Here is a 21,927-nt window from a genome sequence, read left to right as displayed (position 1 = left end):
CCCCGGATGGGGTGAGCGGGTACCGATGACGGTTGCTCAGCGCCCGGCCGGCCTGTAGGCAGGGACGTGGTGCGCCCCCGGTCCGCGAGCCCCGCCGCGGCGGGCCGCGCGAGGGGGCGCCATTAGGCTGAGTGAGGGCGCGGCGTCGAGGTGGGCGCCTGTGCGGTGTTCGACATACCAGGAGGACCAGTGAGCGGCGATCGGAACGAGAGGCGCGGCGGGACGTGGGACGTCCCGACGGACGATCAGTCCGACGCGGAGCCCGAGGTGACGGGCGAGTTCACCATCGACTACACCCCGCCGGCCTGGTACACGCAGGGTGCGCCGTCGGCTCCGGCGACGCCGGTACCGGGGCTGCCCGAGGGCAGCGGGTTCGAACCCCACCGCCCGTCGGACGTGGTCTCGCCCTCCACGATGCGGATCGCACCGCCCGCGCCGCACCGCCCGGCCGACGAGCAGGGCGCGCCCGCCGCGTTCACGACGCGGGCCGAACCGACGTCCGCGCCGGCGTCTCCCGAGCCGCCCCGCGTCGACGCGGCGCCGTTCCAGGAGCCCCCGGCGCACGAGCCCCGGGCTTCCGCTCCGGCAGGTCCCGGTGCGGCGGCGGCGTACCCGGAGCCGGGCGAGGCGTCCGTTCCGGCGGTCGCGCCCGAGCCGGCGCCCGCGTACCCGGGCCTCCCCGCCGAGCCCGTCGTGGCCCCGCCCGCGCCCGAGGCGGCGCCGCTAGAGCCCGCGGCCTCGGCCCCCGCGCCGGCCCCGGTCGCCCCGCCCGCGCCGGTGGCCCCGCCCGCGACAATCGCGATGACGCCGGAACCGCCGGCGCCGCCGTACGCCGCTCCCGCGCCGGAGCCGCACCAGGGCCCCGCGTCCGCACCGGCTCCGGTACCCGCGCCGGTCGAGGCGCCCGAACCGGCGCCGGTCGAGCAGGCGGTGTCCGCCGCGCCCGCCGACCACGTGTACCCGCAGGCTCCGGTCGCCGCCCCCGTCGACGCCGCTCCGCCGGCCGGGCCCTACCGGGACCCCGCGCCGCAGGCCCCCTTCGCAGAGCCCGCGCCCGGGCCGTACGCCCCGCCCGCCACCCCCGCGGAGGCGCCGGCGCCCGTCGCGGAGAACCCGTACGGGGGGCCCGGTGGGGCGGTTCCGCAGCCGCCCGCCTTCGGCGCGTCCGGTGCCCCGCAGGGCTACGGCTTCCCGCCCGCCCCCGCCGACCGGCAGCCGCCCCCGGCCCCGCCCGAGGGGTACGGCTTCCCTCCCCCCGCGCCCACGCCGGCTCCGGCTCAGCCGCAGCCCCAACCGCCGCAGCCGCAGCCGCAGCCGCAGCCGCCCTACGGTGACCCCCGTTCGGGCGCGCAGTGGCCGAACGGCCCCCAGCAGCCCTCGTACCCGTCCGGCCAGGCCGGCGGTGGGGCGCCGCTCGGCTACACCGCCGCCGTCGAGTTGTCCTCCGACCGTCTGTTGCGGGCCAAGCAGAAGCCCAAGCCGACCCGTTCGGGCTTCCGGTTCGGCGGCAAGGCGGCCGAGGCGGAGCGCCTGCGCAAGCTGGAGCTCATCCGTACGCCGGTCATGTCGTGCTACCGCATCGCCGTCATCAGCCTCAAGGGCGGCGTCGGCAAGACCACGACGACCACCGCGCTCGGCGCGACGCTCGCCACGGAACGCCAGGACAAGATCCTGGCCATCGACGCGAACCCCGACGCCGGCACCCTCGGCCGGCGGGTGCGCCGCGAGACCGGTGCGACGATCCGGGACCTCGTCCAGGCGATCCCGTACCTGAACTCGTACATGGACATCCGCCGGTTCACCTCGCAGGCCCCTTCCGGCCTGGAGATCATCGCGAACGACGTGGACCCCGCCGTCTCGACGACCTTCAACGACGAGGACTACCGGCGTGTCATCGAGACGGTGGGGCGCCAGTACCCGATCGTCCTGACCGACTCGGGCACCGGGCTCCTGTACTCCGCCATGCGCGGTGTCCTCGACCTGGCCGATCAGCTGATCATCATCTCGACACCGTCCGTGGACGGCGCCAGCAGCGCGAGCACCACCCTCGACTGGCTCTCCGCCCACGGTTACGCCGATCTCGTGTCCCGCTCCCTCACCGTCATCTCGGGGGTCCGCGAGACCAGCAAGATGATCAAGATCGAGGACATCGTCCAGCACTTCGAGACCCGTTGCCGGGGCGTGGTCGTGGTGCCCTTCGACGAGCACCTCTCGGCCGGCGCGGAGGTGGACCTCGACCTGATGCGGCCGAAGACGCGCGAGGCGTACTTCAACCTCTCCGCGTTGGTCGCCGAGGACTTCGTCCGCGCGCAGCAGCAGGCCCCGCAGAACCACTGGGGCGCCCCGCAGGCCGCCCCGGCCCCGCAGGCCCCGGGGCCGTACCAGCAGCAGGCGCCCCACCAACAGCCGCCCGCCCCGCAGCCGTACGACCGGGCGTACCCGCAACCCGGTCAACCCTGGCAGCAGCCCGGGCCGTCCGGGCAACAACCGCCGCAGCCGCCGCAGCCCGGTGGCCCGCCGCGCGACCCCCGGCTCGGCTGACGCCGGCTCGGGCGCACCGGGCGGTGAACACGAAGGGCCCGTACCGTCCTCGGACGGTACGGGCCCTCACGTCATGCGTGCGGCGGGGTTCAGCGCTCCGCGTCGTAGGCGTCGGTCAGCACACGCGCCCGCTTCACGTCGTCGGCGATGGCCTCCAACAGCCCGTCCAGCGACTCGAACCTGGCCATGCCCCGCACGTACGCGAGGAAGTCCACGGCCACGTGCATCCCGTACAGGTCCAGCCCGATCCGGTCGATCGCGTACGCCTCGACGGTCCGTTCGGTGGCGTCGAACTGCACGTTCGTCCCCACCGAGATCGCCGCCGGCATCCGCTCGCCGTCCGCCGTCAGCCAGCCCGCGTACACCCCGTCCGCGGGGATCGCGGTGTGCGGCTGGGTCTCGACGTTGGCCGTCGGGTAGCCGAGTTCGCGGCCGCGCTGCGCGCCGCGCACCACGACGCCCTCGACCCGGTGCGGGCGGCCGAGGATCTCGGCCGCGCCGTCCATGTCGCCCTCGGCGACGAGCCGGCGCGCCAGCGTCGAGGAGAACGGCACCCCGCCGCCCGCCTCGCCGCGTTCCACGAGGTCCACGACGTCGACCTCGTAGTCGTACGTGGCGCCCAGCTCGCGCAGGAAGTCGACGTTCCCGGCGGCCTTGTGGCCGAAGCGGAAGTTCGGCCCCTCGATGACCGCGCGGGCCTGCAACTTGTCGACCAGCACCTTCACGATGAAGTCGGCCGGGGACAGCTGCGAGAACTCCGCCGTGAACGGCAGGATCAACAGCGCGTCCACCCCGAGACCGGACATCAACTCGGCGCGTCGGTCGTAGGGCGCCAGGATCGGCGGGTGGCTGCCGGGCCGCACGACCTCGCTCGGGTGCGGGCTGAAGGTGACGACGACCGACGGGAGGCCCAGCTCCCGGGCCTTGGCGACGGCACGCCCGATGATCAGCTGATGCCCCCGGTGCACACCGTCGTAGGAGCCGATGGTGACGACGCTGCGTCCCCAGTCCTGGGGGATGTCCTCCAAGCCACGCCAGCGCTGCACTGTGACCGCTCCTCGCCCGAACCCGTATGGTCCCTGTCCTGATGCCGATTGCAGGTCTAAGACTGCCATGCCGCCGGCCGGGGGTCCGCATCGGCATCGGGCCGGCTCCGCCCCGCGCGACGTGACGCCGGGCGCGGGATGACACCGGGAGCCGGCCCCGCGTCACGTGATGTCGGGAGCGGCCCTGCTGAGCGTCTCGACCGTACGTCTGGCGCCCGGCCCGAGCAGCGCTGCGGCCTCGGCCCCCGATTCGCCCAGCCAGCGCGCGACGAGACTCCCGAAGACCGGATCGGCGCGGGCGAGCTCCACCGTCCGCTGCTCGAACACCGCCGGGCCCCCCGGCGTCCCCAACAGCCGGCGGCCCGTACGCCGCAACAACTCGCGGGTGCGTTCCTCCGGCCGCACCCCGACCCAGTCGGCGAGCGCCCCGAGGAAGGCGTCGAGCACCACCGGGTCGCTCTCCTCCCGCAGCAGTACGTCGGCCAGGTCGCCCCGGAGCACGGAGGAGCCCTTCCCGCCGGGCGCGGCCAGCACCCGGGCCAGGGCGACCCGGACCCCCGTCGGGGCGGTCCGCAGCAGGTCGAGGACCAGCGGGCGGAGCACGGGCGACGCGGTCAGGCCCTGGTCGAGGCGCCGGTCCACGAACACGGCCGCGTGCGGGGCGTCCCCGGGGTGCCGCGCGAGGTGCTCCCGTACGAGGTCACCCGCGCGGCGGGCCAGCCCCGGCGTGGTGAGCGCGGCCAGGGCGCGCACCACCTCGCCGTCGGCGCGGGCCCGCAGGGCGACGAAGACGGCGTCCGGGTCGGGCAGCACGGGCAGCGCCGCGACCAACGCCGACGCGGGAAGCCGGGCACCGCCCTCGGGGTCGCGGAAGCAGGCGAGGGCGTCGGGCAGGTACCGGGCCCGCACCTGGGGGTCGCGGAGCAGCATCCCGAGGGCGCTGCCGTGCAGGGTCGCGTCGGCCGGCCGGGCCAGCAGCGCCTGCGCGGCGCGGCGCAGCAGCTCGCGATCGGCGGGGGCGCGCACGTGCGGGGCCGTGGTCAGTCCGTACGCGGCGGCGGCGACCCTGCGTCCGGGCCGTTCGTCGTGGGCCCAGCGGTCGACGGCCCGGCACAGGGCGGAGGGCTCGTCCTCGGCGAGCACGGCGAGCAGTTCGTCGGCACGCGGATGGGCGGCCGCGACCAGGGCCTCCGCCAGCTCGTCGACGGCGAGGGCGCGGTGGGTGTGCAGCAGGGCCTGGGCGGCGGTGGCGACGGTGGCTCCGGGGCGTCCGCGCAACCGGCGTTCGTCGGTCAGCCAGCCGCAGAGCAGCGGCTGGACGAGCCGCGGGTCACGGGCGAGCCGTCGGGCCGCGGCCTCCAGGTAGCGGTGGTCGCAGGGCAGCAGCCGGCGCAGCAGGTCGAGGCGGTCGGACTCGGACAGCCGGAGCCGGTTCCAGAACCAGCCCTCGAAGTCGCCGGGGCCGGTGCGGGCCACGTGTTCGGCGAGGGCGTGCAGGACGGGCAGGTACGGCGTGGCGTCGGGGACCCGCAGCAGGCTGTCGCGAAGCAGGCGGGCCGCCCACCAGACCCGGTCGGCCCGGCCGGCCTCCCCGGGCGGGGGCCGCTCGCGCTCCCCCTGCGTCCGCCCTTCCGCTTGTGACTCCGGTTGCGGATCCGGTTGCCGGTCCGGTTGGCGGTCCGCTTCGGCTTCCGCGAAGGAGTTCAGGGCTTCCACCAGCCGGGTCAGCGCGCCTCGGATCCCGGTCGGCGAAAGCCTGAGCAACGCCTCCAGGACGGTGCCGACGCGGTGGCGGGGCACGGGCGGGCCCGTCGTGGCGGGGCCGAGGTGCACCAGGGCGTTCAGAGCGGTCGGAACGTCGAGGTGTCCGGCCTGGAGCCAGTCGGACAGTTCCTCGTGTGCGAAGCGGTAGCCGTTCCCGGCGGGGACCAGCAGGCCCTCGGCGAGTACGGCCGAGGCCCAGCCGGTCCGCCAGGGGAACAGCTCCTCGAAGGCGGCCCGGTCCAGCTCGCCCTGCCCCGGCCCGAGGCAGCGGCGGGCGGCCTCGTGAACCCGCCCGGCGACCCGGGCGGCGAGCCGCCGCACACCGGGCCCGTGCACACCCGGCCCGTGCGCGCCGCGGCCGGGGTGACCGTGGCTGCGTGCCCCGGGGGCGCCCCGTTCCTCCGCGTCCGGGTCCGCACCGCACACCGAGCCGGTCAGGGCCGACACCCCGTCGCCGCCCGCCGTGTCGGGGCCGGACGGGACCCCCGCACCGCGGAGCCGGGACCCGGCCGCACCGAGACCGCCGAACCAGCCGGGTCCCGATCCCCCGGTCCCGCCGGTACCCGGGGGTGTGGCCGGGGCGCCGCCCTGGCCCGGCTCCGACGGCCCGGCGCCCGAGGCCGCGATCCGCACCGCCACCCGCAGCGCCGACAGGTCGAGGTGCGCGGCGAAGACCTCGTCGCGTCCGGGCCGCCCCGCGGTGACCTCGGCGGCCCGGATGTCGGCGAGCAGCCGCAGGGTGAGGGGGTGCCGGGCGTCGGCTTCCCGTACCGCGTCGGCGGGGATGCCGAGGCGGGCGCGGGCGGTCCGCGCCTCCTCGGGCGTCAGGTCGCCGACCGGCAGTGCGGGCGGCAGCCGTCGGGCCGGGCGGGCGGGGGTGTGGAGTGCCTCGGGCGGATAGAGGCCGCCGGCCCGCTCCCAGTACTCCGGTCGGGCGGCGACGACCAGCCGGGCACCGATGTCGTCGAGCCAACGGGCGGTGGCCTCGGCCCAGGGCGCCTGTCGTGGGGCCTGGCGCGGGGACGCCTCCTCCGGGGCGTCGAGGACCACGAGCAGCGCGCACCCGGCGTCGGCGGCCAGCCGTGCGATCCGCTCGGCGGTGCTCGCGGCCCCGGGGGCGGCGCCGGGCGCCGGAACCGGTCCGGTCACGGCCGTCCCGGCGCGGCCCGCGGGGCCCGGGCGCCCGGAGAGTCCCGGGAGCGGTTCGACGGTGCCCGCGGCGCACGCCCGGTCGCGGCGACCGGCGTCGGCGAACGGGGCGAGGGCCGCGAACGGGGCGAGACCCGCGGCCGAGCCGAGGCCCGGTCCCGGGGCGGCGGCCACGACCGTCTCGGCTCCGGCCATCGCGGCGCACTCCGGGGAGGTCACACGTGCCGTCCCCACCACGGTTCCCGCCTCCGCCTCGGGTTCCGTCCGCGCCTCCGCACCGGCGGCGACGATCCGCCGCGCCGCGGCCAGCGCCCGCGCCGCGGCGTCGGCCAACGAGGAGTCTGCGGGGCGCAGATCAGCCCCGCGGAGCCAGAGCGTGGGCGCCGGCCGGGCCCCGCGGGCGCGGTGCGCGGTCAGGACGGCCAGCGCCGTGGTCCGGCCGGTGCCGGGGGCGCCGACCAGCCCGAGGACGGACCGGTCCGAGGCGGTGAAGGCGGCCAGTTCCGCGGCGATCTCGGGGCGCTCGACGGGTTCCGGCCCGTCGGCGGTGAGCGCGGGGGGCAATGTGGTCGCGGTGAGTTCCAGCGCGCCGGCCAGGTTCAGGTCGGCGCCGTGTCCGGGCACGGTGGCGGCGTTCCGTTCCAGCAGGGCGGCCAACGGGCCGCCCGGGTCGGCCTCGGCCGCCCCGCGCAGGGGGATCGCGAAGCCGGCGGAGCGGTGCTCGGCGTGCAGAGCGGTGCCCACCACCGCGAGCACCGCTCCGGTCTCGGCGTCGAGCACCGGCCCTCCACAGGCTTCCCCGCCCAGCTCCAGGGCGTCCCGGCCGGCCGTGCCGATCGCCAGCTCCACCGTGGCGGGCAGGACGTGGAACCGGTCCGTCGCGGTGTACGTGACCTCCGCGCCGGCCGCGAGCACGCGCGCCTGTCGCCACCCCCGCGCGGGGATCCGTACGTAGGTCCCGGGAGTGATCACCGAGCGTGCCCCGATCGGCAGGGGACGCAGCCCCAACCCGTCGGTGCGTACGAGGGCGAGCGCGAGCCACGGCAGGGGGGTCACGTCCCCCGCCTCGGCGAGCCACGTGCGTTCCCCGGGGCCGTGCAGCACCACCCGGGCCAGGCCGTCCACGGCCTCGTGGCTGGTGATCACCGTGCCGCGGTCGTCCGCGACGAAGCCGCTGCCCCGCACCCGCCCGGCGAGATCGCAGATCCTGACGAGCTCCGTCATTGCCGCACCACTCCCCCGCCGTACCCGTGTTCATGACGTTAGGCAGGTGAAGATCAGCGGGAAAAGCACGCGAGGCGAAAGCGCCCCCTTACGCTCCCTCCATTCACTCCGAGCGCCTGCTCGGACGGGTGAATAAAGCACTCCGGGTGGATAGAGAGCTACCCGAGGGGGGTCGTGGAGCGGTGAGCGGCGGTTCTTGTGCCCTCGCCGCTCCACGACAAGGCCGCTCCACGACACACTCGCGCGACCCGGAACCCGGTCTCCGAACGGGCCGCCCGCCGGTCACCGCGGACGAACGGTCATCACGGACGAACGATTCACCACGGGAGAGCGGTTCACCACGGGAGAGCGGACCGACAGGCGGAAGGCCCCGGCAGAAGGGGAAGCCCCCGGCAGACGAAAGGCCCGGCCCGCCGTGCGGCCCGAGGGCCGTACGAACGCACCGGGCCGAACCGCCCGTTCCGCGGACGTCCGTCCGTCAGACGAACACCGCGAGCGACTTCGCCTTGCCGCCCTTGCTCTCCACGAGCCCGAGCAGCCGATCCTGCGGACCGTAGACGGCGACCGTCTTGCCGTCCTCGTACTCCTCCGGCATCTCGATCCGCACGCCGTTGGCGAGCAGACCGGCGCGCCGGTCGTCCAGGTCCCACCGCGGGAAGGCCGCGGCAGCGGCCTCGCCGATCGGCATGACGGTCAGCTCCTCCTGGAGCTGGTCGAGCGTCCGCGCCCGGTCGAGCTTGTACGGGCCCACCCGGGTGCGTCGCAGCGCCGTCAGGTGGCCGCCGACGCCGAGGTCGGCGCCCAGGTCGCGGGCGAGGGCCCGGATGTACGTACCGCTGGAGCAGACGACGGAGACGACGAGGTCGACGACCTTGGTGCCGTCCTCGGCCTCGGCGTCCCGCATGTCGTACACCTGGAAGGACGAGATGGTCACGGGTCGGGCCGGGATCTCGAAGTCCTCGCCGTCCCGGGCGCGCTTGTACGAGCGGACGCCCTTGATCTTGATGGCGCTGACCTTGGACGGGACCTGCATGATCTCGCCGGACAGCTTGGCGATGCCGGCGTCCACGGCCTCGCGGGTCACCCCGGACGCGTCGGCGGAGGAGATGATCTCGCCCTCGGCGTCGTCCGTGAGGGTGTCCTGCCCCAGCCTGATGGTGCCGAGGTACTCCTTCTCCGTCAGCGCGAGGTGGCCGAGGAGCTTGGTGGCCTTCTCGACGCCGAGGACGAGCACGCCCGTGGCCATCGGGTCGAGCGTGCCGGCGTGGCCCACGCGACGGGTCTTGGCGATCCCGCGCATCTTGGCCACCACGTCGTGCGAAGTGAAGCCGGACGGCTTGTCGACGATGACAAGGCCGTCCGGCGTCTTCCCTGCGTCGGTGCTCATTCCGCGGTTGCGTCCTCGTCGTCCTCGTCCGGCTTCTTGTACGGGTCGGCCTCACCGGCGTACTTCGCGCCGGAGGAGACCTCGCGCACCTGGGCGTCGGAGGCCCGCGCCTTGTCGAGGAGGTCTTCGATGGTCTTGGCGTTCTCCGGGAGGGCGTCCGCCACGAAGGTCAGGGTGGGCGTGAACTTGGTTCCCGCCGCCCGGCCGACCGCGGAGCGCAGTACGCCCTTGGCGCTTTCGAGGCCCGCCGCCGCACTGGCCCGGTCCTCGTCGTCACCGTAGACCGTGTAGAAGACCGTGGCCTCCCGCAGGTCGCCGGTGACCCGGGTGTCCGTGATGGTCACGTGCGTACCGAGGCGGGGGTCCTTGACACCGCGCTGCAGCTTCTCGGCCACCACCTCCCGGATGAGGTCCGCCAGCTTCTTCGCCCGCGCATTGTCGGCCACTGGTCCGTCTCCTTCTTTGTCTTGCAGTCAGTCTTCATCACCGTGGAGCCGCCGTCGTACCGACAGCAGTTCCACTTCAGGACGTGCCGCGACCAACCGCTCGCAGCGGTCCAGTACGTCAGACACGAACCCCGCGTCCCCACTCACCAGGGCGACCCCTATGAGGGCCCTGCGGTGCAGGTCCTGGTCGCCCACCTCTGCCGCGCTCACGGAGAACTTGCGTTGGAGCTCGGCGACGATGGGCCGGACGACGGAGCGTTTCTCCTTCAGCGAGTGAACGTCGCCGAGGAGCAGATCGAAGGACAGAGTCCCCACGTACATGCAGTTCCGGATGTCCCGCCGGTGCGGGTTCGGTGGCCTGCCGGCCTACGCGCGGCAGGATCACCAGAACCGTACACGCAACGGCCGGGGCCGATCGACGGATATTCCGCCGACCGGCCCCGGTGCTACTCGTACGGCCTTTCGGCCGTACGAGCCTTACGCCTTACGACACGGTGCGAACCGCCTCGCGCTTACGCGCGGGGCTTCTCGCGCATCTCGTACGTCGCGATGACGTCGTCGATCTTGATGTCGTTGAAGGAACCGAGGTTGATACCGCCCTCGAAGCCTTCGCGGATCTCGGTGACGTCGTCCTTGAAGCGGCGCAGACCGGAGATGGTGAGGTTCTCGGCGATGACCTTGCCATCGCGCAGGAGCCGCGCCTTGGTGTTGCGCTTGACCTCGCCGGAGCGGATGAGAACACCCGCGATGTTGCCCAGCTTGGACGAGCGGAAGATCTCGCGGACCTCCGCCGTACCGAGCTCGACCTCTTCGTACTCCGGCTTGAGGAGACCCTTCAGGGCCGCCTCGATCTCCTCGATGGCCTGGTAGATCACCGAGTAGTAGCGGACGTCGACACCCTCGCGGTCCGCCATCTGCGCGGCGCGACCGGCCGCACGGACGTTGTAACCGATGACGATGGCGTCGGAGCCCATCGCCAGCGAGATGTCGGACTCGGTGACCGCACCCACACCGCGGTGCAGGACCCGGATGTCGACCTCTTCACCGACGTCGAGCTGGAGCAGCGAGGACTCGAGAGCCTCGACCGCACCGGACGCGTCGCCCTTGATGATGAGGTTGAGTTCCTGGACCAGACCGGCCTTGAGCACGGAGTCGAGGTCCTCGAGGGACACACGACGGACGCGCTTGGCGAAGTTGGCGTTGCGCTCTCGCGCAGCACGCTTCTCGGCGATCTGACGGGCCGTACGGTCCTCGTCCACGACGAGGAAGTTGTCGCCGGCGCCGGGGACGTTGGTGAGACCCAGGACCAGGACGGGGGTCGACGGACCCGCTTCCTCGACGTTGTTGCCCTTGTCGTCGAGCATGGCGCGCACTCGGCCGTAGGCGTCGCCCACGACCATCGTGTCGCCGACGCGGAGGGTACCGCGCTGCACGAGGACGGTCGCGACGGCACCGCGACCACGGTCGAGGTGGGACTCGATCGCAATACCCTGAGCGTCCTGCTCCGGGTTGGCACGCAGGTCGAGCGAGGCGTCGGCGGTGAGGACGACGGCCTCCAGCAGGGAGTCGATGTGCAGACCCTGCTTGGCGGAGATGTCGACGAACATCGTGTCGCCGCCGTACTCCTCGGCGACGAGACCGAACTCGGTGAGCTGACCGCGCACCTTGACCGGGTCCGCACCCTCGACGTCGATCTTGTTGACCGCGACGACGATCGGGACGCCGGCGGCCTTGGCGTGGTTGAGCGCCTCGATCGTCTGCGGCATGACGCCGTCGTTGGCCGCGACCACGAGGATCGCGATGTCGGTCGACTTGGCACCACGGGCACGCATGGCGGTGAACGCCTCGTGACCCGGGGTGTCGATGAAGGTGATCTTGCGCTCTTCACCGTTGACCTCGGTACCGACCTGGTACGCACCGATGTGCTGCGTGATGCCACCGGCCTCGCCCGCGACGACATTCGTCTTGCGGATGGCGTCGAGCAGTCGGGTCTTACCGTGGTCGACGTGACCCATGACGGTCACGACCGGCGGACGCGGCATGAGGAATTCCTCGCCGCCCTCGTCCTCGCCGAACTCGATGTCGAAGCCCTCGAGGAGCTCGCGGTCCTCTTCCTCCGGGCTGACGATCTGAACCGTGTAGTTCATCTCGCCGGCCAGCATTTCGAGGGTCTCGTCGGAGACGGACTGCGTGGCGGTGACCATCTCGCCGAGGTTCATCATCACGGCGACGAGCGACGCCGGGTTGGCGTTGATCTTCTCCGCGAAGTCGGTGAGGGAGGCACCGCGCGACAGGCGAACGGTCTCGCCCTGGCCGCGCGGCAGCATCACGCCGCCGACCGACGGGGCCTGCATGGCCTCGTACTCCTGGCGCCTCTGACGCTTGGACTTGCGACCACGACGGGCCGGACCACCGGGACGACCGAAGGCGCCCTGCGTGCCACCACGGGCACCGGGACCACCGGGACGCCCGCCGAAGCCGGGACGACCGCCGCCACCGGCACCGGCCGGACCGCCACCGAAGCCGCCGCCACCGGGACGGGGGCCACCGAAGCCGCCACCGCCGCCGGGACGCGAGCCCGGACCGGCCGGACGACCGGCGAAGCCGCCGCCCGCGGGACGACCGGCGCCGCCGCCGGGACGGGCACCGCCCGCACCGGGACCACGGCCACCGGGGCCGCCGCCGGGACGCGGACCGGGACCACCGGCAGCGGGACGCTGCGGCATCATGCCCGGGTTGGGACGGTTACCGCCGGGAGCACCACCGGGACGCGGGGCGCCGCCCTGCGGACGAGGCATGCCGCCCGGGGTGGGGCGGGCGCCGCCCTGACCCTGGGGACGCGGGGCGCCACCGGGGCCGCCCTGCGGACGGGGAGCACCCTGGCCGCCGCCGGCGCCGGGGGCACCGGGACGGGGAGCGCCGGCCGGACGGGGCGCCTGCGGGCGCGCCATGCCGGTGGAGCCACCAGAGGTGAACGGGTTGTTGCCCGGACGGGGACCGGCCGGACGGGCGCCCTGCGGACGCGGGGCACCGGCACCGCCGGCGGGACGCTGGGACGGACCGCCGGGGGCGGAACCGGCCGGGCGCGGGGCGCCGGGACGTGCGCCGGACTGACCGCCCTGACCCTGGGCCGGACGCTGCTGCGCCGGACGGGGGCCGGGGGCGGCCGCGGCGGGACGCTCGGTGCGCGCCGGGGCGGCCGGGGCCGCCGGAGGCGCGGAGAACTCGGTCGCCACGGGAGCCGCCGGAGCGGGCTTCGGGGCGGCCGGAGCCTTGGGACCGGGACGCGGGCCGGATGCGGCCGGAGTCACCGGGGCGGGGGTACTGGCGGCCGGAGCCTCGGCGACGACCGGCTTGGGGGCCGGTGCACCGGGCTTCGGGGCGGCAGGACGTGCCGCAGCGGCCGGGGAGGGCGCTGCGGGCTTGGCGGGCGCTGTCTTGCGGGGCGCGCCGGGCTTTGCAGCGGACTTGCCGGCGTTGCCGCCGGGCCCCTGCAGTGCGTCAGTCAACTTGCGTACGACAGGCGCCTCGATCGTCGAGGACGCCGAACGTACGAATTCACCGAGTTCTTGGAGCTTGGCCATGACGACCTTGCTCTCTACCCCGAACTCCTTGGCGAGTTCGTATACCCGGACCTTAGCCACTTCGCTCCTTTTAGGTCCGGGTTACGCCGGACCGTCGCTACTTCATGGGCGTACTCATCGCGTACTCATCGAGTGCTCATCGCAATCTCGACCTACTTCCAACTCGCGAGGTACCTGACCGCACGGGGTATCCGTGCCGTACTACTTCTTACGGTGTCGCCCCGGCCTCACCGGCCACGGCTTTGCGCAGTGTCGCCGTGTCGAGCGTTCCGGCGGACCTGAGGGCCCGGGGGAACGCTCTGCGGCGGACCGCCTGGTCGAGGCAGACCACGGCGGGGTGCACGTAGGCACCCCGGCCGGGCAGCGTACCGCGAGGATCGGGGACGCATTCGTCCTCGACCGCCACGATGCGCAGCAGATCGCTCTTGGCCGCTCGCTCCCGACACCCCACACAGGTGCGTTCGGGGCATGCGCGGGCTTGCGTCCGGCCAGACACGCCTAAGTCTACCTCCCCGCACCGACCTCACCCCTTCGGGCGAAAAATCGAACGGATGTCGTTGTGATTCACGTGGATCCCGGAGGACCCACAGGTCAGGGACCCCGACCTGCGGGGTCCCTGTCTACCGGCCGAAAACCACCGACCGGTAGTGGTTTATTCCCCGCGCCGGTCGGAGTGGCGGTCCGCACCACGGTCGCCGCCGCGGTCCCGGTCGCCGCCGCGGTCCCGGTCGCCGCCGCGGTCGCCGTCCCGGTCCGAGGGGTCCTCGGTGTCCGGACGGATGTCGATGCGCCAGCCGGTGAGCCGCGCGGCGAGGCGGGCGTTCTGGCCCTCCTTGCCGATGGCCAGCGACAGCTGGTAGTCGGGCACGGTCACGCGGGCGGAACGCGAGTCCCAGTCGACGACCTCGACCTGGCTCACCCGGGCGGGTGACAGGGCGTTGGCGACCATCTCCGCCGGGTCGTCCGACCAGTCGACGATGTCGATCTTCTCACCGTGCAGTTCGGCCATCACGTTGCGCACGCGGCTGCCCATGGGGCCGATGCAGGCGCCCTTGGGGTTCAGGCCGGAGCGCGTGGAGCGGACGGCGATCTTGGTGCGGTGGCCGGCCTCGCGGGCGATGGCCGAGATCTCGACGCTGCCGTCGGCGATCTCCGGGACCTCCAGGGCGAACAGCTTCTTCACCAGGTTGGGGTGGGTCCGCGAGAGGGTCACGGACGGGCCGCGGACGCCCTTCGCGACACGCACCACGTACGCCTTCAGGCGCAGCCCGTGGGTGTACTCCTCGCCGGGGACCTGCTCCTGCACCGGCAGGATGGCCTCCAGCTTGCCGATGTCGACGAGGACGTTCTTGGGGTCCTTGCCCTGCTGGACGACGCCGGTGATGACGTCGCCCTCGCGGCCGAGGAACTCGCCGAAGGTCAGGTCGTCCTCGGCGTCGCGCAGACGCTGGAGGATCACCTGCTTGGCGGTCGTCGCGGCGATCCGGCCGAAGTCCGACGGCGTGTCGTCGAACTCCTTGGGCTCCTGGCCCTCTTCGAGATCCTTCGGGTCTTCCGTCGCCCACACGACCACGTGACCATTGGTGCGGTCGAGCACGACGCGGGCGCGGCGGAAGCTGCCCTCGGTGCGGTGGTACGCGATGAGGAGGGCCGACTCGATCGCCTCGACGAGCAGGTCGAAGGAGATCTCCTTCTCCCGGACCAGACCCCGTAGGGCACTCATGTCGATGTCCACGACTACGCCTCCTCTTCCTTCTTGTCCTTGCGGTTGAACTCGATCTCGACACGCGCCTTGACGATGTCGGTGAATGCGATGCGGCGGGTGGTCGCCTTGCGGCCCTTCACACCCGGTACTTCGAGGTCCATGCCCTCGTCGTCGACGTCGAGGATGCGGGCGATCAGTTCCCCGCTCTCGACCGACTGGAACTTCACGAGACGGCCGATCGCCCGGATGTAGTGACGGTGCTCGGTCAGCGGGCGGTCCGCGCCCGGCGAGCTCACTTCGAGGACGTACTCGTCCTCGCCCATCACGTCGCTCTCGTCGAGCAGATCGGAGACCTCGCGACTCAGCTCGGCACAGGCGTCCAGTTCCACACCCTCATCGGAATCCACGATGATCCGCAGCATCCGGCGCTTGCCCGCCTTGGACGTCTCGATGTCTTCGAGGTCCAGGCCCTTGGCGGTGACCAGCGGCTCCAGCAGTCCGCGCAGCCTGTCGCTCTGGGTGGTGCTCATCCGGGTGACTCCTCGGCCGCGTGTGCTGTTGTGGTTTTCTGTCGCGTGTCAGGTCAAAGGGTATCCGGTCGCGGAGGGTGTTGCCGTCCGCGCTCCGGGACGGGCCCCGGGTACCTTGATCACACCCGCCCCGCCGTCACCTCCGGAGGACGTCACCGTGCCCTGGACCACGCCACGCCCGCCCTCCGCACCCGTGCGGACCTCGGGTTTCCCGGAGCCGGCGGAGCCCGCCGGTCCCCCGCGTCCTTCGCGCGCAACACGCCCCTCGCGGCGCAGCGTGCTCGTCACGGCCGTCGGCGCGGGCGGCGCCGCACTGCTCAGCGGGTGCTCGGGGGGTGACGACTCCTCCGGTGCGAGCACCGAAGTCTCACTCGAACGGCGGATGCGGGAGGGTGCCGTTCGTGACAGCGAGGATCTGCTGGAACGTTACGACAGGACCATCGCCGCCCATCCGGACCTGGCCGGGCGGCTGGGACCGCTGCGCGCCTCCGTCGCGGCGCACCCCGCCGCCCTGGCGTTCGTCGAACCCGGCCGGTCGGACGAGCAGCGGGCCTCCCCTTCGCCCTCCGCCTCGGCCACGCCGTCGCGCTCCGGAGAGCCGGTTCCGCCCAAGGCCGCCGACGCCCTGGCCGAACTCGCGGACGCCGAGCGGAGCCTGGCCCAGACCCGGACCGTCGCGCTGGCCGGCGCCCCCGGGGAGCTGGCCCGGCTGCTGGCCTCGGTCGCGGCCTGCGGTGCGGTCCACGCGTACCTGCTCACCTCGAACCCGGGAGCCCGACCGTGAAGCCCGAGCCCTCCGCGACGACCCGCCCGTTGGAGGCCGCGCAGTCCGCGTTGGCCGCCGAGCACGCAGCCGCGTACGCCTACGGGGTGATCGGCGCGCGCATCGCGGCGGCGCGCGCACCCGAGGCCCGCGAGGCGTACGGGCAGCACCTGGCGCGGCGTGACTCGCTCGCCCGGACCGTGCGTGACCTGGGCGGATCCCCCCGTCCGTCGGAGGCCGCGTACGCCCTGCCGTTCGAACTGGGCACCCCGGCGGACGCCGAGCGGCTCGCCGGTGACGTCGAGGACCGGGTGGCCGGTGCCTACTCCGATCTGGTGCGGGCCGCCGACGGCCCGTTGCGCCGCGAGGCGGCCGACGCGTTGAGCGCCGCGGCGGTCCGCGCGGCGCGCTGGCGCGGTGTCGGCGTAGCCTTCCCTGGGCTCACGGAACGTTCGGAGCGAGCCCAGACCAGCTGAAAGGGATCACGCACGCATGGCTTTCGAACCGCCGCAGCGGCTGGTACGGGCGCTCGGCGAGACGCCGGAGACGACGCGGGACACGGACTGGCTGGGGCGGTTGCCCCGACTGACCGAGGAGGCGCTGACCCGGCGTGAGGTGGCCGCGCAGCGGGTGCAGGCCCCGGGCGGTCGCAGCAGTCTGGTGGTCCTCGTCCGGTACGCCGACGGGACCCCGGCCGCGCTGAAGCTGGCGCCCCCCGGGGCGCGGCCCGACCGGGAGCTGGCGGCGCTCGCCCACTGGGGCGGGTTCGGGGCCGTACGGGTCCTGGACTCGCGGTACCACGAGGAGGACGGGGCGCTGCTCCTGGAGCGGCTGCATCCGGAGGTGTCGCTGCGCTCGCTGCCCGAGGCGAAGGCGCTGCTGGAGGCGTCGGGCACGCTCCGGCGGCTGTGGGTGGCCCCGGGGGCCGATCACCTGTGGGAGACCGTCGCGCAGCGCACGGACCGGCAGGCCGAGGCGCTGCGGAAGGCTCCCCCGGAGGTCGAGGCGCTGGCCGCGACGGCCCTCGCGCTCCGCGAGGAGCTGACGGCGGCGCCGGGTGAGGAGCTGCTGCTGCACGGGAACTTCCGGCAGGGCAAGGTGCTGGCCGGGGAGCGGGCGCCGTGGCTGACGGTCGGTCCCGACCCGGTGGTCGGCGAGCGGGCCTACGACCTCGCGCGGCTGGTCAGGGACCGGCTGGAGGACCAGGTCGCCTCCTCGACGGGGGCGTCGGGCGCGCGCCGGCGGGTGAACAAGCTGGCCGACGCGTTGGACGTGGACCGGGAGCGGCTGCGGGGCTGGGCGGTGTTCCGCGCGGTGGAGTCGGGGAACCGGGCGCTGGCCGCCGGGCGCCGTCGGGACGCCGAGCTGTTGTTGGAGTTCGCGGCCTGGTTGTAGGGCATAACGTACATAGGTGCATATGTACGGCAGGGGGCCGTCATGGTCGAGGAAGTGCTGACAGCGGCTGTCGCCGCAGGCGTGGGAATCATGGTGTACCTGGGCGTCGCCGCCCGGGTGGTGAAGCAGTACGAGCGGGGCGTGGTGTTCCGGCTCGGCCGGCTCCGGGAGGGTGTCCGGGGCCCCGGCTTCACCTTCGTTGTCCCGGGCGTGGACAAGCTGCGCAAGGTGAACATGCAGATCGTGACGATGCCGGTGCCGGCCCAGGAGGGCATCACCCGGGACAACGTCACGGTGCGGGTGGACGCGGTCGTCTACTTCAAGGTGGTCGACGCGGCCGACGCGATCATCCAGGTCGAGGACTACCGGTTCGCGGTCTCGCAGATGGCCCAGACCTCGCTGCGGTCCATCATCGGCAAGTCGGACCTGGACGATCTGCTGTCCAACCGGGAGCAGCTGAACCAGGGACTGGAGCTGATGATCGACAGCCCGGCGATCGGCTGGGGCGTCCAGATCGACCGGGTCGAGATCAAGGACGTCTCGCTGCCGGAGACCATGAAACGGTCGATGGCCCGGCAGGCCGAGGCGGACCGCGAGCGGCGGGCGCGCATCATCAACGCGGACGCGGAGCTCCAGGCGTCGAGGAAGCTGGCCGAGGCGGCCGAGGTGATGTCGGAGCAGCCGGCGGCGCTGCAACTGCGGCTCCTGCAGACGGTGGTGGCGGTGGCGGCGGAGAAGAACTCCACGCTGGTCCTGCCGTTCCCGGTGGAACTCCTGCGCTTCCTCGAACGCGCGGCGCCCGCCCCCGCGCCCTCGGGGTCGCCCGTCGCACCGGAAGGGGCGCCGGCCGCCCCGCCGGCGGACACGGCCATCGAGCCGGGCGCGGCCCCGACCCCGACCCCGACCATCGAGCCGGGCGCGACACCGACCCCGACCCCGACCATCGAGCCGGGCGCGGACCCCGACGCGCCCCCGGCCCTCGACCCGCCCCCGGCCGAACGCGACTAGCCGGGGCGCGGATCGCCCGCCGGGGCACCGCGCCCCGGCGGGAGCTTCACGTCAGGCGGGCCAGCGCCTGCGCCAGCGGGAGTTCCTCGCGGGTGCCGTCCCGGCGGTTCTGGAGTTCGACCACCGACTCGGCCGAGCGGCGCCCGGCGACCAGGATCCACGGCACGCCGATCAACTCCGCGTCGGTGAGCTTGACCCCGGGCGACAGCCCCGGCCGGTCGTCCAGGAGGACCCGCCGGCCCGCGGCGGCGAGCGCCTCGGCGGCTTCCGTGGCGAGCGCCAACGGTACGGCCTTGCCCGCCGCGACCACGTGGACGTCGGCGGGTGCCACCTCGGCGGGCCAGCACAACCCCCGTGCGTCGGCCGTCTGTTCGGCGAGCGCCGCGACCGCCCGGGAGACGCCGATCCCGTACGAGCCCATCGTGACCCGGACCGGCTTGCCCTGGCTGCCGAGCACGTCGAGCCCGAAGGCGTCGGCGTACTTGCGGCCCAGTTGGAAGATGTGGCCGATCTCGATCGCGCGGTCCAGGCGGAGGCCGACACCGCAGAGCGGGCAGGGGTCGCCGGGCTTCACGACCACCACGTCGAGGTACCGGTCCACCTCGAAGTCCCGTCCGCAGACCACGTTGCGGGCGTGCGTGTCGGGCTTGTTGGCGCCGGTCACCCATGAAGTGCCGGGCGCGACACGGGGGTCGGCCAGGTAGCGGACCTTGTCCAGGCCCTGGGGGCCCACGTAGCCGCGCACCAGGTCGGGCCGGTCCGCGAAGTCCTCGGCCGTCACCAACTCCACGACGGCCGGGGCGAGATGCTCGCCCAGCTTCCCGAGGTCCACCTCGCGGTCCCCCGGTACGCCGACGGCCACGATCTCGCCGTCCACCTTCACGAGGAGGTTCTTCAGCGTCGCCGAGGCGGGTACGCCCAGGTGCGCGGCCAGCGTCTCGATGGTGGGGGTGTCGGGGGTGGGGATCTCCTCCGGCGGGGCGTGCTCGCCGGCCACCGGCTCCAAGGCGAAGGTCACCGCCTCCGTGTTGGCCGCGTAGTCGCAGGACGGGCAGTCGGCGAAGGTGTCCTCGCCCGCCTCGGCCGGGGCGAGGAACTCCTCGGACGCGGAGCCGCCCATCGCTCCCGAGACCGCGGAGACGATCCGGTGGTTCAGCCCGAGCCGCTCGAAGATCCGCCGGTAGGCGGCGCGGTGGAGGGCGTAGGACTCGGCCAGGCCTTCGTCGCTCACGTCGAAGGAGTACGAGTCCTTCATCTGGAACTCGCGACCGCGCAGCACCCCGGAGCGCGGCCTGGCCTCGTCGCGGTACTTGGTCTGGATCTGGTAGAGCATGACCGGCAGGTCCTTGTAGGACGTGCACTGGTCCTTCACCAGCAGGGTGAAGATCTCCTCGTGGGTGGGGCCGAGGAGGTAGTCCGCGCCCTTGCGGTCCCTGAGGCGGAAGAGCAGGTCGCCGTACTCCGACCAGCGGCCGCTGACCTCGTACGGCTCCTTGGGCAGCAGCGCGGGGAGGAGGACCTCCTGGGCCCCGATCGCGTCCATCTCCTCGCGGACGACGCGCGAGACGTTGTCCAGGACCCGCTTGCCGAGCGGCAGCCAGGTCCACACCCCGGCGGAACTGCGCCGGACGTAGCCGGCGCGGACCAGCATGCGGTGACTGAGGGTCTCCGCGTCCGCGGGGTCCTCGCGGAGGGTCTTGGCCATGAGGCGGGACATGCGCTGCACGTGTTGCGTTGACATGACGGGAGGCTATCGGGGACCGGCGCGGGGTCCGAAACGAATTCAGCGCCGGCGCAGGGGCAGCGGGGCGCCCATGACGGCGTACGGCAGGCTCGCGCTGGGGAAGTGCACCCGGCGGGCGAGGTCCGTGTATCCGAGGGCGCGGTAGAGGCCGCGGGCGGGGCTCTCGGTGTCGATGGCGGACAGGATCGAGCGGGGCTCGGCGGCGGTGTCGGTGATCCGCGTGATCAGGGCGCGGCCGACGCCCCGGCCCTGGAATCCGGGGTGCACGTGGAGTTCGGTGATGACGAAGGAGTGGTCGAGCCAGCCGTCGTGACCGCCGGCGCGCAGGTGCGGTTCGACGACGGTGGACCACCAGTGGTCGCGGTCGTTGGGCATGCCGTACACGAATCCGGCGAGCGCGCCGTCCTCGGTGAACGCCCCGAGGGCGCGGGCGCCCCGGCAGTCCATGTGCCGCTGGACGATGTGGCGCCGGATGCCGACCTCGTCGTCGCTGAGCCCGAACGCGACGGCTTGCACGCGCAGGGCCTCGTCCACGCGGGCGGCGAGGTCGAGGGCGGTGATGCGGAGTCCGGCGGGCCGGTCGGGGTCGTCGCCCTCGGAGGTAGGCAGCATGCCGTGACCTTACTCGGGGGTACCGGCGAGGGATACGTGGCCTCTCCGCGGGCGGCCCGCCCCGCGCGGCGCCGACGCCCCGGCTTCCGCGGGAGGGACCGCTGCGGGTGGAGCGGGCCGGGGGCGGGTCAGAAGAGCACGCTCATGAACGCGCCGACCTCGCGGAAGCCCACGCGGCGATAGGAGGCCCGGGCGGCGGTGTTGAAGTCGTTGACGTAGAGGCTGACCACCGGGGCCACGTCGCGCAGCGCGTACTCGACGACGGCCGCCATGCCGGTCTCGGAGTGCCCCCGGCCGCGGAATTCGGGGTCGACCCAGACGCCCTGGATCTGGCAGGCGCGGGGGGTGGCGGCGCCGATCTCCGCCTTGAAGACGACCTTGCCGTCCTCGACGCGGGCGAAGGAGCGGCCGGAGCCGACGAGTTCGGCGACCCGGGCCTGGTAGAGCAGGCCGCCGTCCCCGGCGAGCGGGGAGATGCCGACCTCCTCGGTGAACATCGCCACGCAGGCGGGCATGATCAGGTCCAGTTCGTCCTTGCGGATCCGGCGGACCAGGGGATCCGCCCTGACCTCGGTCGACGGCTGTTCGATGACCATGAGGGGTTGGCGGGAGCGGACGTCCCGGGCAGGGCCCCAGCTGGGCTCCAGGAGCTGCCACAGCAGCCGGGTGGCCTCGGCCGGGCCGACGATGGAGGAACAGCGGCGGCCGGTGCGGCGGGCCCGGTCGGCGAAGGCGCGTACGGCGTCGGGTCCGGCGCAGACGGGGACCAGGTTGGCTCCGGCGTAACAGAGGGCCTGGAGCGCGCCGTCGGTGTACCAGCCCCACATTTCGCCACCGAGGCGCCACGGGTCGAGCCCGGCGACCTGGACGCGCGAGGTGACGAAGGCGTTCTCGACGGGGTCGCGTCCCAGGACCGCGAGCGCGGCGTCGAGATCACTGGGCTCAAGGACCCGGGTGGTGGTCTGCGTCAACACTGGGGCCTCACCATGCAAGTCTGCTGATCCCCGAACTGTACCCGGCGTCGCATGA

General features: G+C 73.6%; 17 protein-coding genes. 5 read left to right on the top strand and 12 right to left on the bottom strand.

Features of this window, described 5'->3' with window-relative positions; all coding sequences use genetic code 11:
- The first annotated feature begins 189 nt into the window (after positions 1-189).
- Positions 190-2,541, top strand: coding sequence for an SCO5717 family growth-regulating ATPase (locus ACQEVM_RS08760; protein WP_433076615.1), 2,352 nt, complete (start codon positions 190-192; stop codon positions 2,539-2,541).
- Between the two features lie 89 nt (positions 2,542-2,630).
- Here the strand turns inward: ACQEVM_RS08760 and ACQEVM_RS08755 are convergent, their stop codons facing one another.
- From ACQEVM_RS08755 to rimP, 9 genes are all read right to left on the bottom strand, one after another.
- Positions 2,631-3,587, bottom strand: a complete 957-nt coding sequence (locus ACQEVM_RS08755; protein WP_351380617.1) for a bifunctional riboflavin kinase/FAD synthetase — start codon at positions 3,585-3,587, stop codon at positions 2,631-2,633.
- Between the two features lie 162 nt (positions 3,588-3,749).
- Positions 3,750-7,724 carry a serine protease gene (locus tag ACQEVM_RS08750; protein WP_433076613.1) on the bottom strand — a complete coding sequence of 1,325 codons (3,975 nt, stop codon included), beginning with the start codon at positions 7,722-7,724 and terminating at the stop codon, positions 3,750-3,752.
- A gap of 478 nt (positions 7,725-8,202) precedes the next feature.
- Positions 8,203-9,111, bottom strand: a complete 909-nt coding sequence (truB, locus tag ACQEVM_RS08745) for a tRNA pseudouridine(55) synthase TruB (protein ID WP_433076611.1) — start codon at positions 9,109-9,111, stop codon at positions 8,203-8,205.
- Complete coding sequence (rbfA, locus tag ACQEVM_RS08740) at positions 9,108-9,557, bottom strand: 30S ribosome-binding factor RbfA (protein ID WP_433076609.1); 450 nt, start codon at positions 9,555-9,557, stop codon at positions 9,108-9,110. Before rbfA ends, truB begins: the two co-directional genes overlap by 4 nt.
- A gap of 27 nt (positions 9,558-9,584) precedes the next feature.
- On the bottom strand, positions 9,585-9,878 hold the full coding sequence (locus ACQEVM_RS08735) for a DUF503 domain-containing protein (RefSeq protein WP_053675255.1): 294 nt from the start codon (positions 9,876-9,878) through the stop codon (positions 9,585-9,587).
- A gap of 191 nt (positions 9,879-10,069) precedes the next feature.
- Positions 10,070-13,201 (bottom strand): translation initiation factor IF-2, encoded by a 3,132-nt coding sequence (gene infB, locus ACQEVM_RS08730; protein ID WP_433076606.1) that lies wholly within the window; start codon positions 13,199-13,201, stop codon positions 10,070-10,072.
- A gap of 148 nt (positions 13,202-13,349) precedes the next feature.
- On the bottom strand, positions 13,350-13,637 hold the full coding sequence (locus tag ACQEVM_RS08725; RefSeq protein ID WP_433076604.1) for a YlxR family protein: 288 nt from the start codon (positions 13,635-13,637) through the stop codon (positions 13,350-13,352).
- Between the two features lie 156 nt (positions 13,638-13,793).
- Complete coding sequence (nusA, locus tag ACQEVM_RS08720) at positions 13,794-14,876, bottom strand: transcription termination factor NusA (protein WP_433076602.1); 1,083 nt, start codon at positions 14,874-14,876, stop codon at positions 13,794-13,796.
- 2 nt (positions 14,877-14,878) lie between these two features.
- Positions 14,879-15,376: a ribosome maturation factor RimP gene (gene rimP, locus ACQEVM_RS08715; protein WP_267797553.1), complete on the bottom strand. Its 498-nt coding sequence runs from the start codon at positions 15,374-15,376 to the stop codon at positions 14,879-14,881.
- Between the two features lie 277 nt (positions 15,377-15,653).
- Here rimP and ACQEVM_RS08710 point away from each other — a divergent pair, with 277 nt between their 5' ends.
- Genes ACQEVM_RS08710 through ACQEVM_RS08695 form a run of 4 tightly spaced genes read left to right on the top strand, consistent with a single transcriptional unit; the run spans position 15,654 to position 18,542 of the window.
- Positions 15,654-16,160, top strand: coding sequence for a hypothetical protein (locus ACQEVM_RS08710; RefSeq protein WP_433076600.1), 507 nt, complete (start codon positions 15,654-15,656; stop codon positions 16,158-16,160).
- Complete coding sequence (locus ACQEVM_RS08705; RefSeq protein WP_433076598.1) at positions 16,157-16,615, top strand: ferritin-like domain-containing protein; 459 nt, start codon at positions 16,157-16,159, stop codon at positions 16,613-16,615. Before ACQEVM_RS08710 ends, ACQEVM_RS08705 begins: the two co-directional genes overlap by 4 nt.
- Positions 16,616-16,631: 16 nt before the next feature.
- Positions 16,632-17,534, top strand: a complete 903-nt coding sequence (locus tag ACQEVM_RS08700) for an aminoglycoside phosphotransferase family protein (protein WP_433076596.1) — start codon at positions 16,632-16,634, stop codon at positions 17,532-17,534.
- Between the two features lie 42 nt (positions 17,535-17,576).
- The gene (locus ACQEVM_RS08695; RefSeq protein WP_433076594.1) at positions 17,577-18,542 is read left to right on the top strand and encodes a slipin family protein; all 966 of its coding nucleotides are present in this window, start codon (positions 17,577-17,579) and stop codon (positions 18,540-18,542) included.
- Between the two features lie 46 nt (positions 18,543-18,588).
- Here the strand turns inward: ACQEVM_RS08695 and ACQEVM_RS08690 are convergent, their stop codons facing one another.
- From ACQEVM_RS08690 to ACQEVM_RS08680, 3 genes are all read right to left on the bottom strand, one after another.
- Positions 18,589-20,283 carry a proline--tRNA ligase gene (locus tag ACQEVM_RS08690; RefSeq protein WP_433076592.1) on the bottom strand — a complete coding sequence of 565 codons (1,695 nt, stop codon included), beginning with the start codon at positions 20,281-20,283 and terminating at the stop codon, positions 18,589-18,591.
- Between the two features lie 42 nt (positions 20,284-20,325).
- Positions 20,326-20,898, bottom strand: a complete 573-nt coding sequence (locus ACQEVM_RS08685; RefSeq protein ID WP_433076590.1) for a GNAT family N-acetyltransferase — start codon at positions 20,896-20,898, stop codon at positions 20,326-20,328.
- Between the two features lie 128 nt (positions 20,899-21,026).
- A complete protein-coding gene (locus tag ACQEVM_RS08680) occupies positions 21,027-21,872 on the bottom strand; it encodes a GNAT family N-acetyltransferase (RefSeq protein ID WP_266950198.1) in 846 nt (281 codons plus the stop codon).
- Positions 21,873-21,927: the final 55 nt, after the last annotated feature.

It is taken from the genome of Streptomyces sp. CA-243310, assembly GCF_050936775.1.
In the GTDB taxonomy this organism is placed as follows: Bacteria; Actinomycetota; Actinomycetes; order Streptomycetales; family Streptomycetaceae; genus Streptomyces.
This window is presented reverse-complemented; position numbering and strand designations above follow the sequence as displayed.

Coding starts and splice junctions, on each gene's coding strand:
- ACQEVM_RS08750 (WP_433076613.1), bottom strand. CDS start 7,724: ATGACGGAGCTCGTCAGGATCTGCGATCTCGCCGGGCGGGTGCGGGGC.
- truB (WP_433076611.1), bottom strand. CDS start 9,111: ATGAGCACCGACGCAGGGAAGACGCCGGACGGCCTTGTCATCGTCGAC.
- ACQEVM_RS08735 (WP_053675255.1), bottom strand. CDS start 9,878: ATGTACGTGGGGACTCTGTCCTTCGATCTGCTCCTCGGCGACGTTCAC.
- rimP (WP_267797553.1), bottom strand. CDS start 15,376: ATGAGCACCACCCAGAGCGACAGGCTGCGCGGACTGCTGGAGCCGCTG.
- ACQEVM_RS08700 (WP_433076596.1), top strand. CDS start 16,632: ATGGCTTTCGAACCGCCGCAGCGGCTGGTACGGGCGCTCGGCGAGACG.
- ACQEVM_RS08695 (WP_433076594.1), top strand. CDS start 17,577: ATGGTCGAGGAAGTGCTGACAGCGGCTGTCGCCGCAGGCGTGGGAATC.
- ACQEVM_RS08690 (WP_433076592.1), bottom strand. CDS start 20,283: ATGTCAACGCAACACGTGCAGCGCATGTCCCGCCTCATGGCCAAGACC.
- ACQEVM_RS08685 (WP_433076590.1), bottom strand. CDS start 20,898: ATGCTGCCTACCTCCGAGGGCGACGACCCCGACCGGCCCGCCGGACTC.